This is a genomic window from Pseudomonas sp. SWRI77, from assembly GCF_014269105.1.
GTDB classification, from domain to species: Bacteria; Pseudomonadota; Gammaproteobacteria; order Pseudomonadales; family Pseudomonadaceae; genus Aquipseudomonas; species Aquipseudomonas capeferrum.
On record NZ_JABWRV010000001.1, the window covers coordinates 236,912 to 254,163 of the forward strand.

Genomic DNA, 17,252 nt, shown 5'->3' on the forward strand with positions numbered 1-17,252 from the left:
TCCCATGCGCGGAACACGCATCTCTTTCTACAACCTGGCCTGGCGTTGGCATTTTTACGCGGGGCTGTTCGTCGCCCCGTTCATGATCCTGCTGGCGATCACCGGGATCATCTACCTGTTCAAACCGCAGCTCGACCCGCTGCTGTACCGCGACCTGATGGTGGTCGAGGCCGGCCATCATCGACAGCCTGCCGACACCCTGCTGGCCGAGGTGCGCAAGGCTTATCCACAAGGCCATGTCGGCCAGTACCTGCCGCCGCTGGATGCCGAGCGCAGCGCGCAGTTCGTGGTGCATGACGGCGGGCGCGAACTGAACGTGTTCGTCGACCCCTACAGTGGCACGCTGCTCGGCGAGCAGGATGGCAAACAGAACCTGCAGGCGGTTGCCCGTGCCCTGCACGGCGAGCTGATGGTCGGCACGGTCGGTGATCGCCTGGTCGAGCTGGCGGCAGGCTGGGGCATCGTGCTGGTGGTGTCGGGCCTGTATCTGTGGTGGCCACGCGGGCGCAACAGCGCCGGCGTGCTGTGGCCGCGGTTTTCCGCACGCGGTCGGCTGTTGTGGCGTGACCTGCATGCGGTGACCGGGTTCTGGGGCTCGGCCCTGTTGCTGCTGATGTTGCTCAGTGGCATGACCTGGACGGGCATGTGGGGCAAGCAGTACGCCGACTTATGGAACCGTTTTCCCGCCGCGATGTGGAACGACGTGCCCAAGTCCGACCAGCAGGCCCGCGAGCTCAACAGCGCCCACCGCCAGACCGTGCCCTGGGCGGTGGAGAACACCCCCATGCCGCAGTCCGGCGCCCATGCCGAACATGCCGGGCACCACATGATGTCAAACGCCCCGGCAGCGCCGCAAGTGAGCTTGCAGCAGGTCGAGGACATCGCCACTTCGCGTCAGGTCGAGCCGGGCTACAGCATTACCTTGCCGACCACGGCCGACGGCGTGTTCACCGTTGCGGTGTTCGCCGACGACCCGCGCAACGACGCCACCCTGCATGTCGATCAGTACACCGGCAAGGTGCTGGCCGACGTGCGCTGGCAGGACTACAGCCCGGTCGCCCGGGCTACCGAGCTGGGCGTGATGCTGCATGAAGGCAAGATGTTCGGGGCGTTGAACCAGATCATCATCCTTGTGGTGTGCCTGATGATTCTGCTGGGGTCGGTCAGTGGCTTGGTGATGTGGTGGAAGCGCCGGCCAACGGGCGGGCTGGGTGTGCCGCCGCTGCGCCATGACCTGCCGCGCTGGAAGACGGCGGTCGGGGTGATGGTCGTGCTGGGGGTGATGTTCCCACTGGTGGGGGTGTCGATGGTAGTGATGTGGCTGGTCGACAGCCTGGTGGTGCGCCGCCGGGTACTGGCCCAGGCTTGAGGCCTGCGGGGCCGCAAAGCGGCCCACTGCAACCCATGAGTCGTGTCGATCTGTCGCGCCCCGAATTGGGACGCCCGTGTTAGCCTACTTGGCTTTCACAAAAAAAGACTGACCCTCAATGGAATGCAGCCAATGACCCGGACCTCTTCCCCTCCCGCTGAAGAGCAGCATCTGCAGCGCAACCTGACCAACCGCCACATCCAGCTCATCGCCATCGGCGGCGCGATCGGCACTGGCCTGTTCATGGGCTCGGGCAAGACCATCAGCCTTGCCGGCCCATCGATCATCTTCGTCTACATGATCATCGGCTTCATGCTGTTCTTCGTCATGCGCGCCATGGGCGAACTGTTGCTGTCGAACCTCAACTACAAGTCGTTCATCGACTTCTCTGCCGACCTGCTGGGCCCCTGGGCGGGCTACTTCACCGGCTGGACCTACTGGTTCTGCTGGGTGGTCACCGGCATCGCCGATGTGGTGGCGATCGCCGCCTACACGCAATTCTGGTTCCCGGAACTGCCACAGTGGATACCCGCGCTGACCTGCGTGGCGGTGCTGCTGTCGTTGAACCTGGTGACCGTGAAGATGTTCGGCGAGCTCGAGTTCTGGTTCGCCCTGATCAAGATCGTCGCCATCCTCGGCCTGGTTGCCACCGGCCTGTACATGGTCATCAGCGGCTTCGAGTCGCCCAGCGGGCGCACCGCGCAGCTGGCCAACCTGTGGAACGACGGCGGCATGTTCCCCAATGGCCTGATGGGCTTCTTCGCCGGCTTCCAGATCGCCGTGTTCGCCTTCGTCGGTATCGAACTGGTCGGCACCACCGCCGCCGAAGCAAAAAACCCCGAACGCACCCTGCCCCGGGCAATCAACTCGATCCCGATCCGTATTATCGTGTTCTACGTGTTGGCACTGCTGGCGATCATGGCCGTGACCCCGTGGCGCGACGTGGTACCGGGCAAGAGCCCATTCGTCGAACTGTTCGTCCTGGCCGGCCTGCCGGCAGCGGCCAGCATCATCAATTTCGTGGTGCTGACCTCGGCGGCCTCGTCGGCCAACAGCGGCGTGTTTTCCACCAGCCGCATGCTCTACGGCCTGGCCCAGGAAGGTGACGCGCCGAAGGCACTGGAGAAACTGTCGCGCCGCGCGGTACCGGCCAACGGCCTGTACTTCTCCTGTACCTGCCTGTTGCTGGGCGCGGTGCTGATCTACCTGATTCCTGACGTGGTCGAGGCGTTTACCCTGATCACTACGGTTTCGGCGGTGCTGTTCATGTTCGTCTGGACGCTGATCCTGCTGTCGTACTTGAAGTACCGCAAAACCCGCGCAGCGCTGCACCAGGCATCGAAGTACAAGATGCCCGGCGGGCGCTTCATGTGCTACGTGTGCCTGGCCTTCTTCGCCTTCATCCTGGTGTTGCTGAGCCTGGAGGCGGATACCCGTTCGGCGCTGCTGGTAACGCCGATCTGGTTCGTGCTGCTGGCCGTCACCTACCAGGGTGTGCGCAGCAAGCGCCACCCGCGCGCGGCTGTACGCAACAACTGATGCAGCAAGGGGCTGCTTTGCAGCCCCAATGCTGTGCACGCAAATCTTTCAAGCACCAACCTGGCCCCTTCCCGCGCCCCAATACCTCGCACACCCCGTCTATTACGCGCCTCTCGCCATTCGGCACACCCCTTGCAACGCCCCTCCCGCTTGGCCAACACCAAAAAAAACCAGCGGAGAGAGCACATGAAGCGTCGCAGTCTGATCAAGGCCTTTACCCTCAGCGCATCGATTGCGGCGATGGGCCTTAGCTGGAGCATCCAGGCCGCCGAGACCATCAAGGTCGGCATCCTGCATTCGCTGTCGGGGACCATGGCCATTTCCGAGACCTCGCTCAAGGACATGGCGCTGATGACCATCGACGAGATCAACGCCAAGGGTGGCGTGAATGGCAAGATGCTCGAACCGGTGGTGGTCGACCCGGCATCCAACTGGCCGCTGTTCGCCGAGAAAAGCCGCCAGCTGCTGACCCAGGACAAGGTTGCCGTGGTGTTCGGTTGTTGGACATCGGTGTCGCGCAAGTCGGTGCTGCCGGTGTTCGAAGAGCTCAACGGCCTGCTGTTCTACCCCGTGCAATACGAAGGCGAAGAGATGTCGCCAAATGTCTTCTACACCGGCGCCGCGCCCAACCAGCAGGCCATCCCGGCCGTGGAATACGTGATGAGCGAAGAAGGCGGCAGCGCCAAGCGCTTCTTCCTGCTGGGCACCGACTACGTCTACCCGCGCACCACCAACAAGATCCTGCGCGCCTTCCTGCACAGCAAAGGCGTGGCCGACAAGGACATCGAAGAGGTCTACACCCCATTCGGCCATGCCGATTACCAGACCATCGTCGCCAACATCAAGAAGTTCTCCGCCGGCGGTAAAACTGCTGTCATCTCTACCGTCAACGGCGACTCCAACGTGCCGTTCTACAAAGAGCTGGCCAACCAGGGCCTGAAGGCCACCGACGTGCCAGTGGTAGCCTTCTCGGTGGGTGAAGAAGAACTGCGTGGCATCGACACCAAGCCGTTGGTGGGCCACCTGGCGGCGTGGAACTACTTCGAATCGGTGGATAACCCGGTGAACCAGAAGTTCGTCGCCGACTGGAAGGCCTACGCCAAGGCCAAGAACCTGCCCGGCGCCGACAAGGCGGTGACCAACGACCCGATGGAAGCCACCTATGTGGGCATCCACATGTGGGCGCAGGCGGCGGAAAAAGCCAAGTCCACCGAGGTCGACAAAGTGCGCGAAGCCTTGGCTGGGCAGAGCTTCAAGGCACCGTCCGGCTTCACCCTGACCATGGACAAGACCAACCACCACCTGCACAAGCCGGTGATGATCGGCGAGATCCAGGATGACGGGCAGTTCAGCGTGGTCTGGGAGACCGAGCAGCCACTGCGGGCACAGCCTTGGAGCCCGTTCATTCCGGGTAACGACAAGCGCCCTGATTACGCAGTGAAAGGTAACTGAGTGCACTGGGGCTGCTGTGCAGCCCATTCGCGGGACAAGCCCGCTCCCACAGGTCTTGAGAACAGCCTCGAGCCTGTGGGAGCGGGCTTGCCCCGCGAAGCATCCACACTGATTTCCAGGATTGCCCGCATGCTCAGACTCCTGCTCATCTTGCTCCTTATGCTGCCCCTGGCATCCCAGGCCAGCGAGGGCGAATTCTTCCTCAGCGCCAAGCCCGCCGAACAGGCTCGCCTGCTCGAAGGCTGGGCGGCGCAACCCGATGCCGCGCGCCTGGCGCTGCTGGCAAACCTGCGCCAAGGCCGCATCGCCGAAGGCGACACCCGCAAGGTGCGCCTGAACAACCGCCTGCGTGGCCTGATCGACAACGCCCTGGCCAGCCACCAGTTGCTCAGCGACAACAGCGACGCGCGCCTGGCCGCCGCCCAGCAACTGCAGAAGAGCGCGCAACCGGCGCAGATGGCCTTCCTCGACCGGCGCTTCGCCAACGAAGCGGACCCTGCCGTACACGCCGCCCTCGGCCTTGCCCTGGCCAACCTGCAGTTGGGCGCCAGCGAGCCTGCGGTACGCCTGGCCGCCGTGCGCCTGCTCGGCGAGACCGGCGACCCGGTCGCCCGCACCCGCCTGGAGGCGCTGCTGCAGCCCGGCGTCGAAAGCGATGCCGGCGTGCGTACCGCTGCCGAAACCAGCCTGGCCCAGGTCAAACGCAAGCTGCTGGTTGGCGAGCTGCTGGGCCAGGCGTTCAGCGGCCTGTCGCTGGGGTCGATCCTGCTGCTGGCGGCGCTGGGCCTGGCGATCACCTTCGGCCTGCTCGGGGTGATCAACATGGCCCACGGTGAAATGCTGATGCTCGGTGCCTACAGCACCTACATGGTCCAGGTGCTGCTGCAGCGCTACGCCCCGGGCGCCATCGAGTTCTACCCGCTGATCGCCCTGCCGGTGGCGTTCGCCGTCAGCGCCGGGGTCGGCATGGCGCTGGAGCGCACGGTGATCCGCCACCTGTACGGCCGCCCGCTGGAAACCCTGCTGGCGACCTGGGGTATCAGCCTGATCCTGATCCAGGCCATCCGCCTGATCTTCGGCGCGCAGAACGTCGAAGTGAGCAACCCGGCGTGGCTGTCCGGTGGTGTCCAACTGCTGCCGAACCTGGTGTTGCCGTACAACCGCCTGGTGATCATCGGCTTCGCCCTCGCCGTGGTGCTGCTGACCTGGCTGCTGCTCAACCGCACGCGGCTCGGCCTGAACGTGCGCGCGGTGACGCAGAACCGCAACATGGCCGCCTGCTGTGGCGTGTCCACCGGGCGCGTCGACATGCTCGCCTTCGGCCTCGGCTCCGGTATCGCCGGGCTCGGTGGCGTGGCCCTGAGCCAGGTCGGCAACGTCGGCCCGGACCTGGGCCAAAGCTACATCATCGACTCGTTCCTGGTGGTGGTACTCGGCGGTGTCGGGCAACTGGCCGGCAGCCTCTGGGCCGCCTTCGGCCTAGGCATCGCCAACAAGCTGCTGGAGCCGCAGATCGGCGCGGTGCTTGGCAAGATCCTCATCCTTGCGTTGATCATTCTGTTCATCCAGAAGCGCCCGCAAGGCCTGTTCGCCCTCAAGGGACGGGTAATCGACTGATGAACCAGCCACTGCTTGTCACCGCTTCGCAAAAAGCCGGGCCGCGCCTGTCGCTGGCCATCGGCACTGTCGTCGTGCTGTTGCTGCTGGCACTACCACTGCTGTCGTTGCTACCGGCCGACCATGCCCTGCAGGTCTCGGCCTACACGCTGACACTGGTCGGCAAAATACTCTGCTACGCCATCGTCGCCCTGGCCCTGGACCTGGTCTGGGGCTATGCCGGGCTGCTGTCGCTCGGCCACGGGCTGTTCTTCGCCCTCGGCGGCTACGCCATGGGCATGTACCTGATGCGCCAGGCCGCCGGCGATGGCCTACCGGGCTTCATGACCTTCCTGTCGTGGACCGAGCTGCCCTGGTACTGGGCCGGCACCCAGCATTTTGCCTGGGCCCTGTGCCTGGTGGTGCTGGCGCCTGGGCTGTTGGCGCTGGTGTTCGGCTTCTTCGCCTTCCGCTCGCGGATCAAGGGCGTTTACTTCTCGATCATGACCCAGGCCCTGACCTTTGCCGGCATGCTGCTGTTCTTTCGCAACGAGACCGGGTTTGGCGGCAACAACGGCTTTACCAGCTTCCGCACCATTCTGGGCTTTGACATTGCCGCGCAGGGCACACGGGCCGTGCTGTTTCTGCTGACTGTCGGCCTGTTGCTGGCCAGCCTGTACCTGTGCTGGCGCCTGACCACCAGCAAGTTCGGCCGGCTGCTCACTGCCGTGCGCGACGCCGAAAACCGCCTGATGTTCTGCGGTTACGACCCGCGCGGCTTCAAACTGCTGGTGTGGGTGCTGAGCGCCGTGCTGTGCGGCCTGGCTGGCGCGCTGTATGTGCCCCAGGTGGGCATCATCAACCCCAGCGAAATGTCGCCGACCAACTCCATCGAAGCCGCTGTCTGGGTCGCCCTGGGCGGGCGTGGCACGTTGATTGGCCCGCTGCTGGGCGCAGGCCTGGTCAATGGCATGAAGAGCTGGTTCACCGTGGCGTTCCCCGAGTACTGGCTGTTCTTCCTCGGTGCGCTGTTCATTTTGGTCACCCTGTACCTGCCCAAGGGCGTGGTGGGCCTGCTGAAGAAAAGGAGCCAGCCATGAGAGGCGTGCCCCCGGTTCATCCCGAGTTCATGCTGGAGCCGGTGTTCGACACCCTTGGCGCCAGCCGCGACGCCATCGGCCTCGGCCAGAGCCGCAAGGCCGGCCTCGACACCCGCCACGGCACGGTGCTGAGCCTGGAAGACATCAGCGTCAGCTTCGATGGGTTCAAGGCGCTGAATGGTTTGAACCTGTACATCGGCGTCGGCGAACTGCGCTGCATCATCGGCCCCAACGGCGCCGGCAAGACCACGATGATGGACGTGATCACCGGCAAGACCCGCCCCGACAGCGGCAGCGCCTTTTTCGGCGACACCCTCGACCTGACCCGCATGAGCGAATACCAGATCGCCCAGGCCGGGGTCGGCCGCAAGTTCCAGAAGCCCACGGTGTTCGAGGCGCTGACGGTGTTCGAGAACCTGGAGCTGGCGCTGAAGGCCGACAAGTCGGTGTGGGCCAGCCTGGCCGCGCGCTTGAGCGGCGAGCAACGACAGCGCATCGAACACGTGCTGGCCACCCTGCGCCTGCTACCGCTGGCGCAGCGCCAGGCAGGGTTGCTGTCTCACGGCCAGAAGCAGTTTCTGGAGATCGGCATGCTGCTGGTACAGGAGCCGCAACTGCTGTTGCTCGACGAGCCGGTGGCGGGCATGACCGATGCCGAAACCGAGTTCACCGCAGAGCTGTTCAAGGGGCTGGCCGGCACGCATTCGCTGATGGTGGTGGAGCACGACATGGGGTTTGTCGGCAGCATTGCCGACCATGTGACGGTGCTGCACCAAGGCAGCGTGCTGGCGGAGGGCTCGCTGGCGCAGGTGCAGGCGGATGAGCGGGTGGTCGAAGTTTATCTGGGCCGATGAACCTCACAGCCAGCGCGCAAACTTCCAGGGACATGACATGCTGAAAATCGACACACTGCACCAATACTACGGCGGCAGCCACATCCTGCGTGGCCTGTCCTTCGAGGCCAAGGTCGGCGAGGTCACGTGCCTGCTGGGCCGCAACGGCGTGGGCAAGACCACCCTGCTGCGCTGCCTGATGGGCCTGGTCGCAGCCCGCGAAGGCAGCGTCGAATGGGAAGGCAAGCCGATCACCACGCTCAAGCCCCAGCAACGGGTGCAGGCCGGTATCGCCTACGTGCCCCAGGGCCGCGAAATCTTCGCGCGGCTGACCGTGGAGGAGAACCTGTTGATGGGCCTGTCGCGCTTCCCCGCCCGCGAGGCCCGTGAAGTGCCCGCGTTCATCTACGAACTGTTCCCGGTACTGGAACAGATGAAACAGCGCCGCGGCGGCGACCTGTCCGGCGGCCAGCAACAGCAGTTGGCTATTGGCCGTGCCCTGGCCAGCCGCCCGCGCCTGCTGATACTCGACGAGCCCACCGAAGGTATCCAGCCTTCGGTGATCAAGGAAATCGGCGCGGTCATCCGGCGCCTGGCCCAACGTGGCGACATGGCCATCCTGCTGGTGGAGCAGTTCTACGACTTCGCCGAAGAACTGGCCGACCAGTACCTGGTGATGGCCCGCGGCGAGATCATTCAGCGTGGGCGCGGGGATAACATGCAGGCAGAAGGTGTACGCGGGCTGGTAACCATTTAATCTGCGCCCATCGACCTTGTGAGACGCTGCAATGAGCCACGAAATCCGCGACGCCTTGCCCGCCGATGTACCGGGCATCCTCGACATCTACAATGACGCGGTGCGCAACACCACGGCGATCTGGAACGAAACACCCGTCGACCTGGGCAACCGCCAGGCCTGGTTCGAGGCCCGTGCGCAGCAGGGCTACCCGATTCTGGTGGCGGTGGATGAGAGCGGCGTGCTGGGGTATGCGTCGTTTGGCGACTGGCGGCCGTTCGAGGGCTTTCGCAATACCGTGGAGCATTCGGTGTACATCCGCGGCGACCAGCGCGGCAAGGGCCTGGGGCCGCTGTTGATGGGCGCATTGGTGGAACGCGCGCGGGGTTGCGGCAAGCACGTGATGGTGGCGGCCATCGAGAGCGGCAACGCGGCCTCGGTACGCCTGCATGAGCGGCTGGGGTTCGTGGTGACCGGGCAGATGCCGCAGGTGGGGGTGAAGTTCGGCCGCTGGCTGGACCTGACGTTCATGCAGTTGATGCTGAGCCCGGGGGCCGAGCCGGCCTGAACGTGAGGGTGCCGGTGCAGGCCCCTTCGCGGGGCAAGCCCGCTCCCACAGGGACCTCACAGTCCTTGATTGTGCTGTAACTGTGGGAGCGGGCTTGCCCCGCGAAGGGGCCCGCACTGGCCTCATCCCAGTTGGGTGAACCTGCCCAAGCGCTGTTTCAGCATGTTGTTCTCACTGCGCAGCTGCTGCACTTCCTGCAACAGCTCCAGCGCCAGCGCCACGCCTTCCCACTCCAGTTCCAACTCCTGGTGCAGCTTCGCCGCGCGCTTGGCCAAAAGCGGCGCCTGATCGTCGAACAACCAGTCCTCAGGCGTTCGCCCAGAGGGTTCGACGATGCCGTGCTCGACTATTTCGATCACGTAGTCCGCCGTAATGTCGGCTTCCTGGCAGAGGGTGCGCATGTCCAGTTGAACGATCAGGGTGCTGCTCATGATCACTTACTCCATTGTGCCCTCGGGTTGAACGCGGCCTTCTCGGAAAGCTTGGCCCACAGTTCACGGGTCGACTCGTCGGATGCAGTCGGCATGACCACCTTGAGCTGCGCATAGAGGTTGCCGCGCTCGCCCTGCTTGTTGGCCAGGCCCTTGCCCGGTACGCGCAGGCGCTGGCCGCTCTGGCTGTCGGGACGGATGGTCAGGTTGATCTTGCCGTCCAGGGTCGGCACCGCCACCTTGGCGCCCAGTGCCGCCTCCCACGGTGCCAGTGGCACGGTGATGATCAGGTCATGGCCTTCGACATCGAACAGCGGGTGCGGTGCCATGCGGATGGTCAGGAACAGGTCGCCGTTGGGCCCGCCGCCACTGCCCGGCGCACCCTGGCCCTTGAGGCGAATGCGCTCGCCGTCGGTCACCCCCGCGGGGATCTTGACGTTCAGGGTCTTGGTGGTGAACCCGGTGCGCTGCCCGGCGGCATTGGTCTGCGGCACCTGGAAGCTGATCTGCTTGGACTCCTTGCTCAGGGTCTCCTCAAGGAATACCGCCAGTTCCAACTCCACGTCCTGCCCTCGCCTGCCTGCGCTGCGCTGTTGCCGGGCGCCGCCAAAGGGGTTGCCCCCACGCGCGCCAAAAATCGAGCTGAAGAAGTCGGAGAAGTCACCGCCTTCGAAACCACCGCCCGCACCACCGCCGCGGTTTTCCCAGCCCGGCGGCGCCTGGAACGGCCGGCCATGTTGGCCACCGTACTTGCGGATCTCGTCGAATTCGGCACGTTTCTGCGCGTCACCGAGCACTTCATAGGCCTCGTTGGCCTCTTTGAACTTGTCCTCGGCGTCGCGCTCCTTGCTGACATCGGGGTGATACTTGCGTGCCAGCTTGCGGTAGGCGGCCTTGATCGCCTTTTCGTCCGCCGTGGGCTCTACGCCAAGTATCTTGTAATAGTCTTTGAAGTCCATTTATGGATCACCAATGTGAATTTGCGTGTTGCAACTGAAGATAGGGGTCAAGCATAGCCTTTCAAGGGCCGCTTGGGATTGCTGTATGGCAGACGACTGGTCTTGATTCTGTTGCCAACTGGCATAAACTGCGCGGCCGTTTTGCCTCCGGAAACCTTTTTCCCATGTCTGACGTATCCCCGGCCCGTGCCCTTGGCATCGACTTTGGCACCTCCAACTCCACGGTCGGCTGGCACCGCCCTGGCCTCGAGTCGCTGATTGCCCTGGAAGACGGCAAGATCACCTTGCCTTCGGTGGTCTTCTTCAACATCGAGGAGCGTCGCCCGGTGTATGGCCGCCTGGCGCTGCACGAGTACCTGGAAGGCTACGAAGGCCGCCTGATGCGCTCGCTCAAGAGCCTGCTCGGCTCCAAGCTGATCAAGCACGACACCAGCGTGCTGGGCAGCGCCTTGCCGTTCAAGGACTTGCTGGGCATGTTCATCGGCGAACTGAAAAAGCGCGCCGAAACCGCCGCCGAGCGCAGCTTCGACCAGGTCGTGCTGGGCCGCCCGGTGTTCTTCGTCGATGAAGACCCGGCCGCCGACCAGGAAGCCGAAGACACCCTGGCCGACGTGGCGCGCAAAATCGGCTTCAAGGACGTGTCGTTCCAGTACGAACCGATTGCCGCAGCCTTCGACTACGAGTCGAGCATCAGCCGTGAAGAGCTGGTACTGATCGTCGATATCGGCGGGGGTACCTCCGACTTTACCCTGATCCGCCTGTCGCCCGAGCGCCACCTGGTGGCCGAACGCCAAAGCGATATCCTCGCCACCGGTGGCGTGCACATCGGCGGTACCGATTTCGACAAGCAGCTGAGCCTGCAGGGCGTGATGCCGTTGTTCGGCTATGGCAGCCGGATGAAGAGCGGTGCGTTGATGCCGACCAGCTACCACCTCAACCTGGCCACCTGGCACACCATCAACGCCTTGTACTCGCAGAAGTCGCAGCTGGCCCTGGGCAACATGCGTTACGACATCGAGGACACCCTCGGTATCGACCGCCTGTTCCAGCTGATCGAACAGCGCGCCGGCCACTGGCTGGCGATGGAAGTGGAAGCCAGCAAGATCGAGCTGACCGAACAGGACAGCCGCCGCATCGACCTGCGCCGTGTCGAGCCTGAGCTGACCGCCGAGCTGACCCGTGCGGTGTTCGAAGAAGCGATCGATAGCCTGCTGGAGCGCGTGCGCGGCAGTGTCAGCGAGCTGCTGAACAAGGCCGGTGTGGGCGAAGGGCAAGTGGATACGGTGTTCTTTACCGGGGGGTCCAGCGGGATTCCGGCGCTGCGTAACAGCGTGGCGGCGATGTTGCCCAATGCACGGCATGTGGAAGGCAACATCTTTGGCAGCATTGGCAGCGGGTTGGCGATCGAGGCACGCAAACGCTACGGCGTTATCTGAACGATCTTGGGGCCGCAAAGCGGCCCCAAGATCTCAGCTCAAACCAGTTCCACTCGTTTCAGCTCGCTCTTCAGATACGCATAGTAGATCGGCCCCGCCACCACCCCCGGCAAGCCGAATGCCGCCTCGAACACCAGCATCGCCAGCAGCAGTTCCCACGACTTGGCACTGATCTGCCCCCCCACGATCCGCGCGTTGAGGAAGTACTCGACCTTGTGGATGACGATCAGATACCCCAACGCCGCCATCGCCACCCAGATCGACAATGACAACCCGACGATGGTGATCAGGGTGTTGGACATCAGGTTGCCGATCACCGGCAGCAGCCCAAGCAGGAAGGTCAGCACGATCAGCGTCTTGGTCAGCGGCAGATGCACTCCGAACATCGGCAGCACCACGGCCAGGAAGATGCCGGTGAAGGTGGTGTTGAGCAGCGAAATCTTGATCTGCGCGAAGACAATGTTGCGAAACGCCTGCACCAGCAGGCTCAAGCGTTCGAACAAGGCTGCGGCCAACGGTTTGCGCCGAGAAATGTCGGGGATACGCTGCAAGGCCACGATGGCGCCGAGGATCATGCCGATCAGCAAGGTGACGAACATGTGCGCCATGCCCTTGCCTACCAGTTGCAGCTCGCCCAGGTGGCTTTTGAGCCAGTCGCCAATGGCCACCTTGAACTCGGCGGCACTGGCCGGCAGGTAGCCTTCGATGAACGGCGGCAGTTGCCCACGGGCCCGCTCGACCAAGGCCATGAACTTGTCCAGCGAAGCCCCGGGGTTCTCCGCCTCGTGCAGCAGGAAGCTGAATGCGCCAGCAATCAGCAGGGTCAGAGTAATGACCACCAACGTGCCGAGCAGGGCCACGGCCAGCCAGCGGGCGCGCTGCCCGGCGATCAGTGGCTGTAACCGCGGCGTCAGCATGTTGACCAGTTCGAACACCAGCAAACCGGCAAGCAGGCTCGGCAGCAACTTCAGGGGCAGCGCCAGCAACAGGCCGGCAAACACGATGATCCAACTGGCCAGGGTGATCTGGCGGGGGGTGAAGGTCATACAGCCTCAGGGGCAGACAACAAAAAAGACCCGCAGTCTGCCAGCCTTCGCCCTACAGGCATAGGCGCAGGTCATTTCTTCTTCAGGCAGTCGCTCATGTACGCCTTGCGCTCGTCACCCTTGAGTGCCTTGGTGCTGGCGTCGGCGTTGCAGGTCTTCATCTTTTCCTGCTGGGTTGCAGGTACGCTCTTCTTCAGGCAGTTGCTCATGAACGCCTTGCGTTCATCGCCCTTGAGCGCCTTGGCGCTGGCGTCGGCGTTGCACGAGGTCATCTTTTCCTGTTGCGCAGTGGCGGCGAACCCCTGTGCGCTGAACAATACAGCCAGCACCAGCAATGGCATTTGCAGCAGCTTCATGGCGTGGTCTCCTTGTCTCCGCGCCCGATGCACGGTGGTGCCACTGAGTGTAGACAAGATTTTTTACACTCATTTCAGCCGCCAGACCGCGCCTGACGCCGGTACTGCTCCGGTGTGCAATTGGCCTGGCGCTGGAACATGGCGATGAAGGCCGAGGCGCTGCTGTAGCCGAGGTCGAAGGCAATGGCCTGAATCGGCAAGCCTGCCTCCAGCATCTCGATGGCACGCAGAAAGCGCAGGCGCAGGCGCCACTCGCCAAAACCGATGCCCAGTTCGCGGATGAACTGGCGGGCCAAGGTACGTTCGCTGACATGCACCTGCCGCGCCCAATCGGCCAGCGGGCGATTGTCGCCCGGGGCACGGCTCAAGCCATCGAGCACCTGGCCCAGGCCCTCGCTGCGGGCGAAGGGCAAATAGCAGGTCTGGGTCGGCGCCAGCAGCAACTGGTCGAGCAGCACCTGCACCAGGCGCTGGTCGCGTTCGTCCTGCGCCACGTTCAGGTCACGCCGGGCGAAGTCGCCGAGGATGGCCTTGAGGATGTCGCTGATGACCAGGCTGCACGGCTGTTGCGGCAACCCGGCGCACAAGCTGCGGTCCAGGTAGAGCGAGCGGTAGACGATGGCCTGGGGGTTGTAACAGCCGTGTTCGATGCCCGGTGGCACCCACACGGCGTAGTGCGGCGGCGAGAGGAAGCGCTGGCCTTCGACATCCAGGTGCATGACACCGTGGGCCGCGTAGTTCAGCTGGCCCCAGGCGTGGCGGTGGGGGGCGCTGTGGGTATCGGCACCGAACTCGTCGTGGCGCAAGTACACCGGCGCCGGGAGCCGGTCGAAACCGGGGATGTCGAGGTATTTGCGCGGCATGCTGTCTGCTTCGAAGGGCGGATTGTCTGGATACAAGTATAGGCTTGCGGACAGACAACTCATAATACCGGGCAACCTGGGCCTGCTGAGCGGCAGCCCCAAAATTCCTGGTCTCACCCAGAGTTGCACCTTTATGAATTACCTGTTCCCCCTCACCGCCATCCTTATCTGGGCCGGCAACACCGTGGTCACCAAGCTGTCGGCCGGTGCCATCCACCCCGCCGAGATCGGCTTCTACCGCTGGCTGCTGGCCGGCCTGCTGTTCACCCCCTTCCTGCTGCCCGCCGTGTGGCGCAACCGTGCAGCCATCCGCCCGCACCTGGGCAAGGTGTTCGTGCTCGGCGTGCTGGGCATGGCCTTGTACCAGAGCCTGGCGTACTTCGCCGCCAGCATCACCAGCGCCACCAACATGGGCATCATCCTCTCGCTGATGCCGTTGATGTCGCTGGCGCTGTCGATTGCCTGGCTCGGCCAGCGCCTGACCTTCGGCGCCCTGGTCGGCGCCGTGGTGTCGTTTTTCGGCGTGCTTGAAGTGGTCAGCGCAGGCCAACCCGGGGCCTTGCTGGAACAGGGCCTGAACAGCGGCGACCTGCTGATGCTGGTGGCCACCCTGGCCTATGCGCTGTACAGCTTCCTGCTGAAAAAATGGCAGTTGCGCCTGCCGCCCTTGCAGTTGCTGTACCTGCAGGTGCAGGTGGCCATCGTTGTGTTGCTGCCGCTGTTCCTGCTGTCGGACAAGACCGGCCTGAATGCCCACAACGTCGGCCTGGTGCTGTACGCCTGCGTGCTGGCCTCGATGATCGCCCCGCTGGTGTGGATGCAGGCCGTGCACCGCCTGGGGCCAAGCCGCACCACGCTGTTCTTCAACCTGCTGCCCTTGGTCACCGCGCTGATCGCCGCTGGGGTGCTCGATGAACAGCTGGCCAGCTACCACCTGGTCGGCGGCCTGTTGACCCTGCTGGGGGTGATCCTGGCCGAGCGTTGGACCACCCCCGTACGCCGCAGCGCTACAGCCCCGCAGCCTTGAGCCGGGCGGCGTGCTCGGTGAACAGGCGCACCGGCTCGGCGCCCTTGCCCACGGCGCCGAGCGACTGGTTGACGATGTCCAGGTGGTCGAGCGGGTAGTCGTCGCCGATCACCTGCCCCAGGTGCGAGCTGAAGCGCCCGACCATGCCATCGCAATGGCCCTTTTCCTTGACGAAACTGCGGGCGAACAGGCGGCAGAAGCGGTTGCTGCCGTCAAAGCGGTTGCGCCCCTGGTCGGTCAGGCCGGGCTGCAAGGTGCCTGACCAGGAGTAGTAGCGTACGCCGTTGACCTCTGCCGGCCCTTCGCCGCCCCAGGTGTCGGGCAGGCCCTGTGGATAAGCCTGGTTGAACAGCGCCACCCCGGCACTGGTCAGCGCCTGGTGCGAGGCGTGCACGTCGATGGGCAATGGCTCGCGGCGCCAGCCGGTTTCCAGCCACACCAGCAGCACCGCCAGGCCGTGCAGCGCGCCCTTGAGGATACGCCCCTGGGGCGAGTCGCCCGGCGCCGTACGGTGCAGGTGGTCGGCCAGTTCCGAGCCATGGTTGGGCCCCGCCACGGACGTCACCGAGGCCACCCGCTCAGGCCGTTTGGCCGCGGCATAGCGCGCGTCCAAGGCGCCCTGGCTATGGCCGATCAGGTTGACCTTGTCGGCACCGGTGCGCTGGCAGATGGCTTCGATGATCGCCAGCAACTGTTCACCCCGCACCTCACTGGCGTGCAGCGGCGAGACTTGCACGGGGAACACCTGCGCCCCGCCCTTGCGCAGGGCCGGCACGATGCCGAACCAGTAGGGGTAGAGCAGCACCCGGACGAAACCGAGCATGCCCGGCACCAGCACCAGTGGGTATCGCGTGGCCAATTCCTGCGGCATAGCCCCTGCCCCTTTGCGTGGTCGACCGGCCAACACTACAGCGGCCTGGATGAGCATCGCAATCGAACTCCTGGCGCGCCGTGCGGTTCCAAACCAAACAGACCCTGAGCAAGGAGCGGGACCATGTACAAACAGACCCTGGCAATCCTTCTGGCCAGCGCAACACTTGCCGCTTGCGGCAGCCGCCCGGAGAACCCGGTGGACTACGTCACCTACCGTGACGAGCCGCTGGTCAAGCAGGTGGAGCACGGCATGACCATGCAGAAAGTGATCGCCATTGGTGGCAGCCCATCCAATGCGATCGACCTGCCCCACGGCGGCACCTGCAACGACTACATCCTCAACCGCGACGGCAAGCAACAGGCGTACTACGTGCGCTTCGACGCCACCGGCCATGTCGATGCCAAGGGCTTCAAGACTTGCAAGCAACGAGAAGAGGACAGCGAAGCCGTACCCGGCGCGTGAGCCTACGCAACACCTTGACCACCCGTCCTGATCTTTTTGGAGATAACCATGAGCAACGTTGAACTGACCGATGTGCAAACCCTGCGCGAACGTGCCCGCCAGCACGTCGAGCAAGGCGCCGTGACCGAGGGCTACCATGCCGACCGCCAAGAGATCCTGCGCCTGCTCAACGAGTCGCTGGCCACCGAGCTGGTCTGCGTGCTGCGCTACAAGCGCCACTACTTCATGGCCAGCGGGATCAAGGCGAGCGTGGCGGCCGAAGAGTTTCTGGAGCATGCCAACCAGGAAGCCGAGCACGCCGACAAGCTGGCCGAGCGGATCGTGCAGTTGGGCGGCGAACCGGACTTCAACCCCGACAACCTGACCAAGAACTCCCATGCCCAATATGTGGCGGGCAATAACCTGAAAGAAATGGTGCTGGAAGACTTGGTGGCCGAGCGGATTGCGATCGACAGCTACCGCGAGATCATTCAGTACATTGGTGACAAGGACCCGACCACGCGGCGCATCTTCGAAGACATCCTGGCGCAGGAAGAAGAGCACGCAGACGATATGTCCGATCTGTTGCAAGGTTTGTAATCGAAAGGGGGCCGCTCTGCGGCCCC

At 64.1% G+C, this 17,252-nt stretch carries 18 protein-coding genes; 12 read left to right on the forward strand and 6 right to left on the reverse strand.

What is annotated here, in order from left to right:
* The first annotated feature begins 4 nt into the window (after positions 1-4).
* From HU766_RS01095 to HU766_RS01130, 8 genes are all read left to right on the forward strand, one after another.
* Positions 5-1,369 carry a PepSY domain-containing protein gene (locus HU766_RS01095; protein ID WP_186652716.1) on the forward strand — a complete coding sequence of 455 codons (1,365 nt, stop codon included), beginning with the start codon at positions 5-7 and terminating at the stop codon, positions 1,367-1,369.
* A 132-nt stretch (positions 1,370-1,501) separates the two neighbouring features.
* Positions 1,502-2,908 carry a D-serine/D-alanine/glycine transporter gene (cycA, locus tag HU766_RS01100; RefSeq protein ID WP_186652717.1) on the forward strand — a complete coding sequence of 469 codons (1,407 nt, stop codon included), beginning with the start codon at positions 1,502-1,504 and terminating at the stop codon, positions 2,906-2,908.
* A 186-nt stretch (positions 2,909-3,094) separates the two neighbouring features.
* A complete protein-coding gene (urtA, locus tag HU766_RS01105; protein WP_033701760.1) occupies positions 3,095-4,360 on the forward strand; it encodes an urea ABC transporter substrate-binding protein in 1,266 nt (421 codons plus the stop codon).
* Positions 4,361-4,489: 129 nt separating this feature from the next.
* The gene (urtB, locus tag HU766_RS01110; RefSeq protein ID WP_156311342.1) at positions 4,490-5,977 is read left to right on the forward strand and encodes an urea ABC transporter permease subunit UrtB; all 1,488 of its coding nucleotides are present in this window, start codon (positions 4,490-4,492) and stop codon (positions 5,975-5,977) included.
* Positions 5,977-7,056: an urea ABC transporter permease subunit UrtC gene (gene urtC, locus HU766_RS01115; protein WP_033701763.1), complete on the forward strand. Its 1,080-nt coding sequence runs from the start codon at positions 5,977-5,979 to the stop codon at positions 7,054-7,056. Before urtB ends, urtC begins: the two co-directional genes overlap by 1 nt.
* Positions 7,053-7,910 carry an urea ABC transporter ATP-binding protein UrtD gene (gene urtD / locus HU766_RS01120; protein WP_047582345.1) on the forward strand — a complete coding sequence of 286 codons (858 nt, stop codon included), beginning with the start codon at positions 7,053-7,055 and terminating at the stop codon, positions 7,908-7,910. The genes urtC and urtD overlap by 4 nt, the downstream gene beginning before the upstream one ends.
* Before the next feature lie 37 nt (positions 7,911-7,947).
* On the forward strand, positions 7,948-8,646 hold the full coding sequence (urtE, locus tag HU766_RS01125; RefSeq protein WP_047582342.1) for an urea ABC transporter ATP-binding subunit UrtE: 699 nt from the start codon (positions 7,948-7,950) through the stop codon (positions 8,644-8,646).
* Between the two features lie 31 nt (positions 8,647-8,677).
* Positions 8,678-9,193, forward strand: a complete 516-nt coding sequence (locus HU766_RS01130; RefSeq protein ID WP_186652718.1) for a GNAT family N-acetyltransferase — start codon at positions 8,678-8,680, stop codon at positions 9,191-9,193.
* A gap of 122 nt (positions 9,194-9,315) precedes the next feature.
* Here the strand turns inward: HU766_RS01130 and HU766_RS01135 are convergent, their stop codons facing one another.
* Both HU766_RS01135 and cbpA read right to left on the reverse strand, forming a co-directional pair.
* A complete protein-coding gene (locus HU766_RS01135; RefSeq protein ID WP_033701768.1) occupies positions 9,316-9,624 on the reverse strand; it encodes a chaperone modulator CbpM in 309 nt (102 codons plus the stop codon).
* A gap of 2 nt (positions 9,625-9,626) precedes the next feature.
* Positions 9,627-10,583: a curved DNA-binding protein gene (cbpA, locus tag HU766_RS01140; RefSeq protein ID WP_033701769.1), complete on the reverse strand. Its 957-nt coding sequence runs from the start codon at positions 10,581-10,583 to the stop codon at positions 9,627-9,629.
* A gap of 164 nt (positions 10,584-10,747) precedes the next feature.
* On the opposite strand from cbpA, the gene HU766_RS01145 reads away from it, so the two are divergent.
* Complete coding sequence (locus HU766_RS01145) at positions 10,748-12,019, forward strand: Hsp70 family protein (protein WP_186652719.1); 1,272 nt, start codon at positions 10,748-10,750, stop codon at positions 12,017-12,019.
* Positions 12,020-12,057: 38 nt separating this feature from the next.
* Here the strand turns inward: HU766_RS01145 and HU766_RS01150 are convergent, their stop codons facing one another.
* The 3 genes from HU766_RS01150 to HU766_RS01160 all read right to left on the reverse strand — a co-directional run bounded on the left by HU766_RS01150 (position 12,058) and on the right by HU766_RS01160 (position 14,284).
* Positions 12,058-13,065, reverse strand: coding sequence for a membrane protein (locus tag HU766_RS01150; RefSeq protein ID WP_033701772.1), 1,008 nt, complete (start codon positions 13,063-13,065; stop codon positions 12,058-12,060).
* Between the two features lie 71 nt (positions 13,066-13,136).
* Complete coding sequence (locus HU766_RS01155) at positions 13,137-13,421, reverse strand: PsiF family protein (RefSeq protein WP_047582340.1); 285 nt, start codon at positions 13,419-13,421, stop codon at positions 13,137-13,139.
* A 74-nt stretch (positions 13,422-13,495) separates the two neighbouring features.
* Positions 13,496-14,284 carry a helix-turn-helix transcriptional regulator gene (locus HU766_RS01160; protein WP_186652720.1) on the reverse strand — a complete coding sequence of 263 codons (789 nt, stop codon included), beginning with the start codon at positions 14,282-14,284 and terminating at the stop codon, positions 13,496-13,498.
* A 133-nt stretch (positions 14,285-14,417) separates the two neighbouring features.
* Between HU766_RS01160 and HU766_RS01165 the strand changes: the two genes are divergently transcribed.
* The gene (locus tag HU766_RS01165) at positions 14,418-15,311 is read left to right on the forward strand and encodes a DMT family transporter (protein ID WP_186652721.1); all 894 of its coding nucleotides are present in this window, start codon (positions 14,418-14,420) and stop codon (positions 15,309-15,311) included.
* Here HU766_RS01165 and HU766_RS01170 read toward each other — a convergent pair.
* Positions 15,292-16,182: a triacylglycerol lipase gene (locus tag HU766_RS01170; RefSeq protein ID WP_186652722.1), complete on the reverse strand. Its 891-nt coding sequence runs from the start codon at positions 16,180-16,182 to the stop codon at positions 15,292-15,294. The genes HU766_RS01165 and HU766_RS01170 overlap by 20 nt on opposite strands.
* Before the next feature lie 123 nt (positions 16,183-16,305).
* Between HU766_RS01170 and osmE the strand changes: the two genes are divergently transcribed.
* Both osmE and HU766_RS01180 read left to right on the forward strand, forming a co-directional pair.
* On the forward strand, positions 16,306-16,647 hold the full coding sequence (osmE, locus tag HU766_RS01175) for an osmotically-inducible lipoprotein OsmE (RefSeq protein ID WP_033701777.1): 342 nt from the start codon (positions 16,306-16,308) through the stop codon (positions 16,645-16,647).
* A 48-nt stretch (positions 16,648-16,695) separates the two neighbouring features.
* On the forward strand, positions 16,696-17,226 hold the full coding sequence (locus tag HU766_RS01180; protein WP_033701778.1) for a ferritin-like domain-containing protein: 531 nt from the start codon (positions 16,696-16,698) through the stop codon (positions 17,224-17,226).
* Positions 17,227-17,252: the final 26 nt, after the last annotated feature.

What these genes read in the sequence shown, in the direction of transcription:
- HU766_RS01095 (WP_186652716.1), top strand. Translation starts at nt 5, where the DNA reads ATGCGCGGAACACGCATCTCTTTCTACAACCTGGCCTGGCGTTGGCAT.
- cycA (WP_186652717.1), top strand. Translation starts at nt 1,502, where the DNA reads ATGACCCGGACCTCTTCCCCTCCCGCTGAAGAGCAGCATCTGCAGCGC.
- urtA (WP_033701760.1), top strand. Translation starts at nt 3,095, where the DNA reads ATGAAGCGTCGCAGTCTGATCAAGGCCTTTACCCTCAGCGCATCGATT.
- urtB (WP_156311342.1), top strand. Translation starts at nt 4,490, where the DNA reads ATGCTCAGACTCCTGCTCATCTTGCTCCTTATGCTGCCCCTGGCATCC.
- urtC (WP_033701763.1), top strand. Translation starts at nt 5,977, where the DNA reads ATGAACCAGCCACTGCTTGTCACCGCTTCGCAAAAAGCCGGGCCGCGC.
- urtD (WP_047582345.1), top strand. Translation starts at nt 7,053, where the DNA reads ATGAGAGGCGTGCCCCCGGTTCATCCCGAGTTCATGCTGGAGCCGGTG.
- urtE (WP_047582342.1), top strand. Translation starts at nt 7,948, where the DNA reads ATGCTGAAAATCGACACACTGCACCAATACTACGGCGGCAGCCACATC.
- HU766_RS01130 (WP_186652718.1), top strand. Translation starts at nt 8,678, where the DNA reads ATGAGCCACGAAATCCGCGACGCCTTGCCCGCCGATGTACCGGGCATC.
- HU766_RS01135 (WP_033701768.1), bottom strand. Translation starts at nt 9,624, where the DNA reads ATGAGCAGCACCCTGATCGTTCAACTGGACATGCGCACCCTCTGCCAG.
- cbpA (WP_033701769.1), bottom strand. Translation starts at nt 10,583, where the DNA reads ATGGACTTCAAAGACTATTACAAGATACTTGGCGTAGAGCCCACGGCG.
- HU766_RS01145 (WP_186652719.1), top strand. Translation starts at nt 10,748, where the DNA reads ATGTCTGACGTATCCCCGGCCCGTGCCCTTGGCATCGACTTTGGCACC.
- HU766_RS01150 (WP_033701772.1), bottom strand. Translation starts at nt 13,065, where the DNA reads ATGACCTTCACCCCCCGCCAGATCACCCTGGCCAGTTGGATCATCGTG.
- HU766_RS01155 (WP_047582340.1), bottom strand. Translation starts at nt 13,421, where the DNA reads ATGAAGCTGCTGCAAATGCCATTGCTGGTGCTGGCTGTATTGTTCAGC.
- HU766_RS01160 (WP_186652720.1), bottom strand. Translation starts at nt 14,284, where the DNA reads ATGCCGCGCAAATACCTCGACATCCCCGGTTTCGACCGGCTCCCGGCG.
- HU766_RS01165 (WP_186652721.1), top strand. Translation starts at nt 14,418, where the DNA reads ATGAATTACCTGTTCCCCCTCACCGCCATCCTTATCTGGGCCGGCAAC.
- HU766_RS01170 (WP_186652722.1), bottom strand. Translation starts at nt 16,182, where the DNA reads ATGCCGCAGGAATTGGCCACGCGATACCCACTGGTGCTGGTGCCGGGC.
- osmE (WP_033701777.1), top strand. Translation starts at nt 16,306, where the DNA reads ATGTACAAACAGACCCTGGCAATCCTTCTGGCCAGCGCAACACTTGCC.
- HU766_RS01180 (WP_033701778.1), top strand. Translation starts at nt 16,696, where the DNA reads ATGAGCAACGTTGAACTGACCGATGTGCAAACCCTGCGCGAACGTGCC.